Origin of the sequence: Sphaerisporangium viridialbum, assembly GCF_049674955.1 — a bacterium.
Lineage (GTDB): Bacteria > Actinomycetota > Actinomycetes > Streptosporangiales > Streptosporangiaceae > Sphaerisporangium > Sphaerisporangium viridialbum.
Genome location: NZ_CP187232.1, coordinates 3,984,364 through 3,995,675, shown reverse-complemented (window position 1 = coordinate 3,995,675; position 11,312 = coordinate 3,984,364). Strand labels below are relative to the sequence as shown.

8 protein-coding genes and 1 pseudogene are annotated in these 11,312 nt (G+C 69.1%); 4 read left to right on the top strand and 5 right to left on the bottom strand.

Features of this window, described 5'->3' with window-relative positions:
* The first annotated feature begins 24 nt into the window (after window positions 1-24).
* Window positions 25-2,844, top strand: a complete 2,820-nt coding sequence (locus tag ACOZ38_RS17650; protein ID WP_424531893.1) for an alpha-mannosidase — start codon at window positions 25-27, stop codon at window positions 2,842-2,844.
* 45 nt (window positions 2,845-2,889) lie between these two features.
* Here ACOZ38_RS17650 and ACOZ38_RS17645 read toward each other — a convergent pair whose 3' ends face one another.
* Window positions 2,890-3,099, bottom strand: coding sequence for a ubiquitin-like protein Pup (locus ACOZ38_RS17645; RefSeq protein WP_405148091.1), 210 nt, complete (start codon window positions 3,097-3,099; stop codon window positions 2,890-2,892).
* A gap of 235 nt (window positions 3,100-3,334) precedes the next feature.
* On the opposite strand from ACOZ38_RS17645, the gene ACOZ38_RS17640 reads away from it, so the two are divergent.
* Window positions 3,335-3,739, top strand: coding sequence for a hypothetical protein (locus ACOZ38_RS17640; RefSeq protein ID WP_424531891.1), 405 nt, complete (start codon window positions 3,335-3,337; stop codon window positions 3,737-3,739).
* A gap of 63 nt (window positions 3,740-3,802) precedes the next feature.
* Here ACOZ38_RS17640 and ACOZ38_RS17635 read toward each other — a convergent pair whose 3' ends face one another.
* The gene (locus tag ACOZ38_RS17635) at window positions 3,803-5,044 is read right to left on the bottom strand and encodes an RNA-guided endonuclease InsQ/TnpB family protein (protein ID WP_424531889.1); all 1,242 of its coding nucleotides are present in this window, start codon (window positions 5,042-5,044) and stop codon (window positions 3,803-3,805) included.
* Between the two features lie 69 nt (window positions 5,045-5,113).
* Between ACOZ38_RS17635 and tnpA the strand changes: the two are divergent.
* Window positions 5,114-5,565 (top strand): annotated as a pseudogene (gene tnpA / locus ACOZ38_RS17630) (IS200/IS605 family transposase).
* A gap of 208 nt (window positions 5,566-5,773) precedes the next feature.
* Window positions 5,774-6,652 (top strand): serine/threonine-protein kinase, encoded by an 879-nt coding sequence (locus ACOZ38_RS17625; protein ID WP_424531888.1) that lies wholly within the window; start codon window positions 5,774-5,776, stop codon window positions 6,650-6,652.
* A gap of 58 nt (window positions 6,653-6,710) precedes the next feature.
* Here the strand turns inward: ACOZ38_RS17625 and dop are convergent, their stop codons facing one another.
* The 3 genes from dop to ACOZ38_RS17610 form a co-directional block, all read right to left on the bottom strand.
* Window positions 6,711-8,228 (bottom strand): depupylase/deamidase Dop, encoded by a 1,518-nt coding sequence (gene dop / locus ACOZ38_RS17620; protein WP_424531886.1) that lies wholly within the window; start codon window positions 8,226-8,228, stop codon window positions 6,711-6,713.
* A 178-nt stretch (window positions 8,229-8,406) separates the two neighbouring features.
* On the bottom strand, window positions 8,407-10,170 hold the full coding sequence (gene arc / locus ACOZ38_RS17615) for a proteasome ATPase (protein ID WP_424531884.1): 1,764 nt from the start codon (window positions 10,168-10,170) through the stop codon (window positions 8,407-8,409).
* A gap of 221 nt (window positions 10,171-10,391) precedes the next feature.
* Window positions 10,392-11,252: a tRNA (adenine-N1)-methyltransferase gene (locus ACOZ38_RS17610; protein ID WP_424531882.1), complete on the bottom strand. Its 861-nt coding sequence runs from the start codon at window positions 11,250-11,252 to the stop codon at window positions 10,392-10,394.
* Window positions 11,253-11,312: the final 60 nt, after the last annotated feature.

The following is an 11,312-nucleotide window of genomic DNA, read 5'->3' as shown; positions in this document are numbered from 1 at the left end:
CGGGCAGACCTGGAGGCAATCGCGTTGAGTGAGATCGTCGTCGTCCCCCACACCCACTGGGACCGCGAGTGGTACCTGCCGTTCCAGCGCTTCCGGATGGGACTGGTGCGGATGCTCGACGAGGTGCTCGACACCATGGCGGCCGACCCCGCCTACCGGTTCACCATGGACGGCCAGCTCGCCGCCGTCGAGGACTACCTGGAGATCCGGCCCGAGCGCCGCGCCGACCTCACGCGGTTCGTCACCGAGGGGCGCTTCGCCGCCGGGCCCTGGACCATCCTGGCCGACGAGTTCCTGTGCTCGGGCGAGACCCTGATCCGCAACCTTGAGTACGGCCTGCGGGGCGCGCGTGAGCTGGGCGGGGCCATGGAGGTGGGGTACCTCCCCGACCAGTTCGGGCACTGCGCCCAGATGCCGCAGATCCTCGCCCTGGCCGGGCTGCCGGTCGCCTGCCTGTGGCGCGGGGTCCCCCTGTCGGTCGAGCGCGACGCGTTCGCCTGGAAGGGCGCCGACGGCACGGTCATCCGCACCCAGTACCTGCCGGGCGGGTACGGCAACGCGGTCGCCCTGTTCACCGGGCCGCCCGAGGGGCTCGCCGACCGGCTGGACGCGTTCACCTCCACCATGCGGCCCTGGCATCCGAAGGGCCCCCTGCTGGCGATGTACGGGGCGGACCACTCCGCGCCCTCGGGGGACATCACCGCCGCGGGCCTGCGCCTCGCCACGCTCGGCGAGTATCTCCGGTCCACGACCGGGCCCGCGGAGACGAGCGGCCTTCCGGTCGTGGAGGGGGAGCTGCGCTCCCACGCCCGGGCGAACATCCTGCCGGGCGTCATCTCCGCCCGTATCCGGCTCAAGCAGGTCATGGGACGGGCCGAGCGCATCGTCACCCGCTACGCCGAGCCGCTGTCGGCGCTGTGGCTCGGCGACGACGCCCCCGGCCGGCACAGCGAGCACGAGGAGCACGGGACCGGCCGCCGGGCGGCGGGCGAGCGCAGCGCGAGCGAACGGCTGATCGAGCTGGCCTGGCGGGGCCTGGTGGCGTGCAGCGGCCACGACTCGATCACCGGGTGCGGCGCGGACGAGACCGCCCGGCAGGTCGAGGCGCGCGTCGCCGAGGCCGAGCAGATCGGGCAGGCGGTGGTCGACCTGGTGAGCGCCTCACTCGCCGCGAGGGCCGGGCGTGACCGGCTCGTCGTCGTCAACCCCTCGCCGTTCGCGCGCACCGCGCTCGTCCTGGCCGACCTGCCGGAGGACCGGTCGCGCCTGACCGCGCCCGACGGCTCCGCGGTGCCAGTGCAGCCGCTGGACCGGGCGCCGCAACTGCTGGACGAGTCGTCCATGGACGACCTCACGCAGCTTCTCGGGCGGGTCCACGAGCGCGAGCTGTTCGGCCACGAGATCGTCTCCTGGTCGGCGGACACGGCGGCCGGAGGGAACGTCTTCACGGTCGTCGTGAGCCGCCACGCGACCACGGGCTATCAGTACGCCGACCTGAGGGCCGCGATCCTCGCGGCGGCGGCGTCCGCGCCCGGCGCGTGGCGGGTGCGCACGGTCGCCGAGCCGGTGGTCACCGTCGCGGCGCGGGTGGAGGTGCCCGCGCTCGGACGCACGGTCCTCACGTCCACGGCCCCCACCGGCGAGGCGCTCCCGCGTGACGGGCAGAGGGGCTCTGGGAGGCCCCAGGACGGCGCTGGGGCGCCCGCGGACCGCGCGGCGGAGATCATCACCGAGGGGGTCGTGGACAACGGCCTGCTGAGGGTGTCCGCCGCGCCCGACGGGACGCTGTCGCTGCGCACCGCCTCGGGCCTGCGGGCCGGCGGCGTGGGCCTGATCGTCGACGGCGGAGACGCCGGCGACACCTACAACTACGCGCCCCCCGCCGCCGACCGGCCGATCAGCGCCCCCGCCTGGGTGAAGGTCGCCACGGTGTGCTCGGGGCCGCTCGTGTCGGTGATGGAGGTGTCCAGGGGATACCGCTGGCCGAGCCACGGCACGGCCGAAGCGCGCTCGGAGGAGGACGCCGAGGTCACCGTCACCACCCGCGTGGAACTGAGGGCGGGCGAGCCGTACGTCCGGCTGGCGACGACGTTCGGCAACCCGTGCCGCGACCACCGGGTGCGGTGGCACGCGTCCCTGCCCCGGCCGGCCGGGGAGTCGTACGCCGGGGGCCAGTACGCGGTGGTGCGGCGGGGGCTGACCGGCGAGGGCGGCTGCGGCGAGGTGCCGCTGCCCACCTTCCCCGCGTCGGGGTTCGTCGCCGCCGGAGGCCTCGCGGTGCTGCTCGACCACGTCAGCGAGTACGAACTGGTGTGCCCGCCCGGTGGCGGGACGAGCGGGGAGCTGGCCGTGACATTGCTCCGGGCCGTCGGCTACCTGTCGCGCAACCACAACGCCTACCGGGACGAGCCGGCCGGGCCGCAGATCGCCACCCCGGACGCCCAGTGCCCGGGGACCGTCACGACGCGGTTCGCCGTGCATCTGTACGAGGGGACCTGGGACGAGGCGGGGCTCGTGCGCCTGGCCGAGGAGTACCGGCATGACCTGCTCGCCGTGCCCGGCTCGGGAAGCGCGGGATCGGCCCGCGATGCCGAGACCGGCCCGCTTCTCGCGGTGAGCGGCGACGGCGTCACGCTGGGCGCCCTGCGCGGGCGGGACGGGTGGCTGGAGCTCCGCCTGGTGGCCCAGCACCCGTCGCCCACCGAGGCGGTCGTGCGGGGCCCGTTCACCGCGGCGCGGCTCGCGGACACCCTCGGCCGCCCGATCCGCCCGCTCGATGCCGCGGGCGGGGTCGTGCGACTACCGCTCCGCCCCTTCGAGATCGCGACGCTTCACGTCACCTGACCGGAGGCCGTGCGCGGGGGGCGGAGCGGGGTGACCCTCTGACCCTTACTGACCGCCCTTTTGCACGTAGCTGCGGACGAACTCCTCCGCGTTCTCCTCCAGAACCTCGTCGATCTCGTCAAGAATCGCGTCGACGTCGTCGGTGAGCTTCTCCTGACGCTCCTGGACGTCCGGAGACGCCTGTGCCTCGGTCTCCTCGACCTCGGTGTCCTGCCGACTGGTCTGCTTCTGTCCGCCGGTGTCCTTCGTCGCCATGTGGTACCTCCGCTTGGGGGACGCATCTGATTCATATCTTCCCCGAACCGGACGACAATTCGCGCGGATCGTTCTGTGATCTACGCGAGACCGTCTGGAGGAGGGCCGTCCTGTCAGACAACCTCCCCACAAGGGGCTATGGCAAATCAGGCGAATTGGTGTGAATTATCCAACTGGACAGTGCCCCTATCCAATGATTGGATAGGGGCACTGTCCAACTATGGAGGTTTCCCAGATGTCCCCCGCATCTCTCACCACCGCAGGAGTGCTCCTCATCACCGTCCCCGCGGTGGCGATCGGCGGCGCGTCCCTGCTGTCGTTCATCGGCCGCAGGACCCCCGGCTACCTCGACAACCCGGTGCGGCGCGGCCTGTGGCGGGCCGGCCACGCCCACGCGGGCGTGCTGGTGCTCTTCGCCCTGGTGGTCATGCTCTACGTCGACCAGGCCGACCTGACGGACGGCCTCAGGCAGCTCGTGCGCGTCCTGGTCACCGCGGCGCCGATCCTCATGCCCCTGGGGTTCTTCCTGTCGGTGGTGCGGCCCGGCGACACGCGGCCGAGCAAGCTCATCTGGCTGACCGGGCTCGGCGGCGCCTGCCTGGCCGCGGGCACCCTCATCCTGGGCATCGGCCTCGTTTGACATCCTCCCCGGCGTGAACGCCGGGGACTCTCCCACGTCGCCGTGGGGTTCTTACTGCTTCTGCTACGCCGCTTGATCGTCGTAGGTTTCGGGCGGGGCCAGGGTCGGAGTTGCCTCACCTGGTCTTACCTGGCCTCCACAGTCGTTTATGCCGTGTCCAGCCAGCCCGGCGGCCACGGTCGTACCGGTGTTGCGCTGCCCCTCAAGCAGAATGTTGATCGCCGCGGCGATGTCGCGGTCGTGATGCTCACCGCAGGACCGACAGTCCCACGCGCGCACATCCAGAGGGAGTTTGCCGACCCTCCACCCACAGCAGGGGCACAGCTGGGAGGACGGAAACCAGCGGTCGATCTTCACCAGGGCGCGCCCGTACCGGGCGGCCTTGCCCTCCACCAGGGTGACAAACGCCCCCCAGCTCACGTCGTTCACCGACTTGGCCAACCGGCCCCGCGCCAGACCCCGCACCGACAGCGTCTCGACATGCACCACTTGGTTCTCGCGGATGATCGAGGTGCTGGTCTGATGCAGGAAATCACGGCGCGCATCGGCCACCTTGGCATGCTGGCGCGCGACCCGCACCCGCACTCTGTCCCGGTTGTTCGATCCCTTCTCCTTGCGTGACAGGCCCCGCTGCAACCGGGCGAGCTTCTTCTCCCTACGCCGCAACCACTTCGGGTTCGCGATCTTCTCCCCGTTACTGAGGACCGCATAATGGGCGAGCCCCAGATCGATCCCGGTCTCCGCATCGACCTCAGGCAGAACCTGAGTGGCATCGTCGACCTCCACCACGAACGAGGCGAAATACCGCCCGGCGGCGTCCTTGACGACCGTGACCGACGACGGGGCCGCGGGAAGCCCGCGTGACCAGCGAACCTCCACCTGCCCGATCTTCGCCAGATACAGGCGGCCCCGCCCGGTCAATGAGAAGGCGCTGGTGGTGAACCGGGCCGCCTGCCGGTGGTCGTGGCGGGACTTGAAAACCGGCAACCCCATCTTCGGGCCCTTACGCTTACCCGACACCGAGTCGAAGAAGTTCTTGTAGGCGGTGTTCACATCGCGGACCGACTGCTGCAGCACGACCGAGGACACCTCGCCCAGCCACGCCCGCTCTGGGGTCTTCTTCGCGGCGGTGAGGACCAGACGCTGGATCTCGGCGTCCCCGATGAACCCCAGCCCTGCCCTTCGGGCTGCCTTCCGCGCCGCCACAGCGTCGTTCCACACCACCCGGGCACACCCGAACGTCTTGGCCAGCATCTCCCGCTGAGGTGCGTCAGGGTAGAGCCGGTAGTTGTAACGCAGCTTCACCTCGACCCATCCCCAACCACACCAGCAGCGACACCCCACCCACTAATCGAACACATTAACGTCTGGTCTATGACACTCGAAGCCGAATATCGACGCGGACGGAACGTAGTTACCGCGATGCATGTTCATCTGGTCTTCGTCACCAAGTACGACGCAACGTGTTCGACGATGCGATGCTGCGCCGCTGCGAAGAAATCATGATCGAGATCTGTGACAGCTTCGAGACCGAACTGCGCGAGTTCAACGGCGACCACGTCCACGTCCACGTCCACTACCCACCCAAAGTCGCGATCTCCAAGCTGGTCAACTCACTGAAGGGCGTGTCCTCGCACTACCTGCGCAAAGAGTTCACCGGACGAGTCAACCGTGCCACCATGCACGGACACTTCTGGTCACCCTCCTACTTCGCCGCCTCCTGCGGCGGAGCGCCCCTCACGATCATCAAGCAGTACATCGAACACCAGCGCCGCCCCACCCTGACATCACAGATCCCCGCCACGCGCTCCGGTTGTCCCGCCTGACGGCGGACCATCCTCTAAAAGAAGGGGACCGCATCCATCCCCGCCCTGAAGCTTCAGGGACGGGGCCTTCGGCGGCTTCCCGGCAAATCAGATCGTTACCCCGTACGTTGTGGCATTCTGTGGTGATCCACCCATAGGCATCCCGCTCCAGACGGAAAATGGAACGGCCGTGGGGGCAGGGGCATGATGCCGAGTGTGAACGGGTGAGATGAGAGCGGACCACGCACAGCTGCTCGGAGATCGGTACCGGCTGATCTCGCCGCTGGGCCAAGGGGGCATGGGGATCGTCTGGCGCGCGCACGACCGGCGCCTGGCGCGCGACGTCGCGATCAAGGAGTTGCGGCCGGCGCGCGACGACGAGCTGGACGTGCACACGGCCAGGCGCCACGCGCTGCGCGAGGCGCGGTCCGCCGCCAGGCTCAGCCATCCGGCCATCGTGACCGTGCACGACCTCCTGGAGGAGGACGGCCGGCTGTGGATCGTCATGGAGCTGGTGGAGGCCCTCACCCTGCAGGCGACCGCGTGGCACCTCGGGCACCTTCCCGTCCACTGGACGGCCTGGATCGGCTTCCACCTCCTCAGCGGCCTGCGGCACGCCCACGCGGCCGGGGTGCTCCACCGGGACATCAAGCCGGGCAACGTGCTGCTGACGGGCGAGCGCGTCGTCCTGAGCGACTTCGGGATCGCGGTGCTCCAGGGGGAGTCCTCGCACACGAACACCATGCCGATCGTGGGCTCCCCCGGCTACATCGCGCCTGAGCGGCTGCACGGCCATCCGGCGACCCAGGCGGCGGACCTGTGGTCGTTCGGCGCGACGCTGTACTTCTCGGTGGAGGGCAGGCCCCCGGCCACCGGGGGCGGGGACATCCTCGCGGCCCGCTCCCCCGACGAGCCCCGCCCGCCGAAGCGGGCCGGGGCGCTGGGCGCGCTGCTCCAGGGGCTGCTCGAACCGGATCCGGCGGAGCGGCTCACCAGCGAGCAGGCCGCGCTGGTGCTGTCGGACATCCTGCGCAAGGAGGGCATCGCGGTGCCCCCCATGCGGCTGACGGGCAGCGGGCTGTTCCCGCCCGGCGCCTTTACAATGTAGATCAGCGACCTTTCAGGGCCGCGCGGCCCACCGCCGCGGGGTGGGCGCGCGGCGGCGGTCAGCGCTCCCCGGTGAGGGCGCTGACCAGGTCGGCGGCGGTGCGGCAGCGGTCGAGCAGCTCACCCACGTGGGCCTTGGTGCCGCGAAGCGGCTCCAAGGTGGGCACCCGCTGCAGCGACTCGCGCCCCGGGATGTCGAAGATCACGGAGTCCCACGAGGCGGCGGCGACCGACTCGCTGTACTGCCGAAGGCACCGGCCGCGGAAGTAGGCCCGGGTGTCGTTCGGCGGCAGCTCGATGGCCCGCTGGACGTCCTCCTCGGTCACCAGGCGCTGCATGCGGTCGCGCGCCACGAGACGGTTGTACAGACCCCGGTCGGGACGGATGTCGGAGTACTGCAGGTCGACGAGCTGGAGCCGGGGATGCGACCACGGCAGGCCGTCACGCGAGCGGTAGCCCTCCAGGATCTCCAGCTTGGCGACCCAGTCGAGCTCCCTGGACAGCTGCATGGGGTCCTCGGCGAGGCGCGTGAGCACGGACTCCCAGCGGTTGAGCACGTCCTTGGTGAGATCGTCCACGGCCGAGCCGAAGCGGTCCTCGACGTACTTGCGGGCCTGCTCCAGATACTCCATCTGGAGCTGGACGGCGGTCATCCTGCGGCCGTCCCGCAGGGTGATCTCGTACTTGCACGCCGGGTCGTGGGAGACGGCGCGCAGCGCGGCCACGGGGCTCTCCACCGACAGGTCGCCGGTGAGGAAGCCGTCCTCGATCATGGCGAGCACCAGCGCCGTGGAGCCCAGCTTGAGGTAGGTGGAGATCTCGGACATGTTGGCGTCGCCGATGATGACGTGCAGGCGGCGGTACTTCTCGGGGTCGGCGTGCGGCTCGTCACGGGTGTTGATGATCGGCCGCTTGAGCGTGGTCTCCAGCCCGACCTCCACCTCGAAGAAGTCGGCCCGCTGGCTGATCTGGAAACCCTCGCCGCGGGAGTCCTGCCCGATGCCGACCCGGCCGGCCCCGCAGACCACCTGGCGGGAGACGAAGAACGGCGTCAGGTGCCTGACGATGTCGGCGAAGGGCGTCGCCCGCCGCATGAGGTAGTTCTCGTGGCAGCCGTAGGAGGCGCCCTTGTTGTCGGTGTTGTTCTTGTAGAGCTGGATGGGGGCGTTCCCCGGCATCGCGGAGGCGCGGACCGCGGCGTCGTGCATCACCCGCTCGCCGGCCTTGTCCCAGATCACGGCGGCCCGGGGGTTGGTGCACTCGGGCGTGGAGTACTCGGGATGGGCGTGGTCGACGTACAACCGCGCGCCGTTGGTCAGGATGACGTTGGCCAGCCCGAGATCCTCGTCGGTGAGCTGCGTGGGGTCGGCGATCTCGCGGGCCAGGTCGAAGCCGCGGGCGTCGCGAAGTGGATTCTCCTCCTCGAAGTCCCATCTGGCGCGGCGCGCCCGGGCGGCTGAGGCCGCCAGGTAGGCGTTGACCACCTGTGAGGAGGTCACCATCGCGTTCGCGCCCGGCTGCCCGGGTACGGAAATACCGTACTCGGTCTCGATGCCCATCACCCGCCGTACCGTCACGCTCTCAGCCCTTCATCTGTGCTTCGCACCCGGACCATCGCCGTCGCGTCGCCCGTCACCACGAGCCTAGACCGTCGCACGGTCACCGAGACCGTCCGGTCCGCTGCCCGCGGACCGGGCTCGGAAACAGCGACGGCGCGGCTCCGGGAGGAACCACGCCGTCGCATGCCGGTATCAATCAGAGGTACTGGCCGGTGTTGGCGACCGTGTCGATGGACCGCCCGGCCTCTGTGCCCTGCTTGCCGGACACCAGGGTGCGGATGTAGACGATCCGCTCGCCCTTCTTTCCGGAGATGCGGGCCCAGTCGTCGGGGTTCGTGGTGTTGGGCAGGTCCTCGTTCTCGCTGAACTCGTCCACGCAGGCGGCGAGCAGATGCGAGATCCGCAGCCCCTTCTGCTTGGTCTCGAGGAACGCCTTGATGGCCATCTTCTTTCCCCGGTCCACGATGTTCTGGATCATGGCTCCGGAGTTGAAGTCCTTGAAGTACAGGACTTCCTTGTCGCCGTTGGCGTAGGTCACCTCGAGGAAGCGGTTCTCCTCGCTCTCGGTGTACATGCGCTCGACGACTCGCTGGATCATGCCGGCGACGGTGGCCTCGCGAGAGTCGCTGTGCTCGCCGAGGTCCTCCTCGTGCAGCGGGAGCTCGGTGGTGATGTACTTCGAGAAGATGTCCTTCGCCGCCTCGGCGTCCGGCCGCTCGATCTTGATCTTGACGTCCAGGCGGCCGGGCCGCAGGATCGCCGGGTCGATCATGTCCTCGCGGTTGGAGGCGCCGATGACGATGACGTTCTCGAGGCCCTCGACACCGTCGATCTCCGACAGGAGCTGGGGAACGATGGTGTTCTCGACGTCGGAGGAGACACCTGAGCCACGGGTGCGGAAGATCGAGTCCATCTCGTCGAAGAACACGATCACCGGTGTGCCCTCGGAGGCCTTCTCACGGGCCCTCTGGAACACCAGGCGGATGTGCCGCTCGGTCTCGCCGACGTACTTGTTCAGGAGCTCGGGGCCCTTGATGTTGAGGAAGAAGCTCTTGCCGGACTGGCCGGTCTTCTCCGCGACCTGCTTGGCCAGGGAGTTGGCGACGGCCTTGGCGATGAGCGTCTTGCCGCAACCGGGCGGGCCGTACAGCAGCACGCCCTTGGGCGGGCGCAGCTTGTGCTCGCGGAACAGGTCGGCGTGCAGGTAGGGAAGCTCGATGGCGTCCCTGATCTGCTCGATCTGCCGCATGAGCCCGCCGATCTCCTCGTAGGAGATGTCGGGGACCTCCTCGAGCACGAGCTCCTCGACCTCGGACTTCGGAATGCGCTCGTAGACGTAGCCGGAGCGGGGCTCCAGGAGCAGCGAGTCGCCCGCGCGGATGGGCTGGTCGAACAGCGACTCCGCGAGACGGACCACGCGCTCCTCGTCGGCGTGGGAGATGACCAGCGCGCGCTGGCCGTCCTCCAGGAGCTCCTTGAGCATCACGATCTCGCCGACGGTCTCGTAGCCGAGCGCCTCGACGATGTTGAGCGCCTCGTTGAGCATGACCTCCTGGCCGCGCCTGAGCGAGTCGACGTCCACCGCCGGGCTGACGTTCACCCGGAGCTTGCGCCCGCCGGTGAACACCTCCACGGTGCCGTCGTCACGGGCCTCCAGGAACACGCCGAAACCGGATGGCGGCTGGGCCAGCCGGTCGACCTCCTCCTTGAGTGCGACGATCTGATCCCGCGCCTCCTTGAGGGTGGCCACCAGTCGTTCGTTCTGACCGGTGACGGCGGCCAGACTGGCCTGCACCTCATGGAGCCGCTCCTCCAGGACTCTGGCTTGCCGGGGAGACTCGGCCAGCTTCCGGCGCAACGCAGTGATCTCCTCCTGGAGGAAGGAGACCTGAGTTGTGAGGTCCGCGACCTCTCGTTCGCGCTGGGCGGCTCGAGCCTCAGCGTCTTCGCGAGCTGCCACAGTCACCTCCTTCCCAGTCGAGGGCGACTACTCAAGACCCTACCTATCTCGGGGGCATCCGTAACCTGGCCAGGGAGTGTTCGTGTCATTACATCCAGTGTTCAGTGTTTAATGCCTTATTGGCGGCTCATTGCTTGTAAGCAGCTACGCACGCGTTTCTGTTCCCATGGTGCGCGCAAAAGCATGATTGTTTGCCGGAACGCCTTGCCAGGCTTCGGAGCTCATGTGCCCGACTCCTCCCCATAAGCACCCTTGGCGGGGCGCCTGCGCCTGGGCGGGGGCGTGACGCCGTCCGCCATGCGACGGGACACGACGAGGAAACCCGTGTGCCCGATCATCCGGTGACCCGGACGTACGGCGAGCCCTTCGACATGCCAGTCGCGGACCAAGGTTTCCCACGAATGCGGCTCCGTGAAACTTCCGTGATCGCGCAGGGTTTCCACCGTACGGGACAACTGTGTGGTTGTCGCTACATAACAGCAGATAACACCGCCAGGTGTAAGGGCCTTGGCCACCGCGTCCACGCATTCCCACGGCGCGAGCATGTCGAGGATCACCCGGTCGACGTCCTGCTCGTCGAGGGAGGCGACGAGGTCTCCCACCACCAGCCGCCACTGCTCCATGGGCCCGCCGAAGAACTTCTCGACGTTCTTGCGCGCCACGTCGGCGAAGTCCTGCCGGCGCTCGTAGGAGGTGAGCCGCCCGCTCTCGCCGACCGCCCGCAGCAGGAAGCAGGTGAGCGCCCCCGAGCCGACCCCTGCTTCCACGACCCTGGCCCCAGGAAAGATGTCGGCCATCGCGACGATCTGGGCGGCGTCCTTGGGGTAGACGACCGCCGCGCCGCGCGGCATCGACACCGCGTAGTCCTCCAGAAGGTGACGGAAGGCGAGGTAGGACGTGCCGCCCGAGGAGCGCACGACCGAGCCCTCGGGCCGCCCGATCAGGTCGTCGTGGGGGATGGACCCCTTATGCGTGTGGAAGACGCCGCCCTCCCGCAACGTCACGGTGTGACGCTTGTCCTTGGGGTCGGTGAGCTGAACCTGATCACCGGGCTGGAAGGGCCCGTGCCTGCGAAAACCCATGCGCGCAAGGCTATATGCGCGCGCCGTCCACTCGTGGCGGACCGCATGGCCCGTGGGAGG

Coding starts and splice junctions, on each gene's coding strand:
- ACOZ38_RS17645 (WP_405148091.1), bottom strand. CDS start 3,099: ATGGCGACGAAGGACACCGGCGGACAGAAGCAGACCAGTCGGCAGGAC.
- ACOZ38_RS17640 (WP_424531891.1), top strand. CDS start 3,335: ATGTCCCCCGCATCTCTCACCACCGCAGGAGTGCTCCTCATCACCGTC.
- ACOZ38_RS17625 (WP_424531888.1), top strand. CDS start 5,774: ATGAGAGCGGACCACGCACAGCTGCTCGGAGATCGGTACCGGCTGATC.
- ACOZ38_RS17610 (WP_424531882.1), bottom strand. CDS start 11,252: ATGGGTTTTCGCAGGCACGGGCCCTTCCAGCCCGGTGATCAGGTTCAG.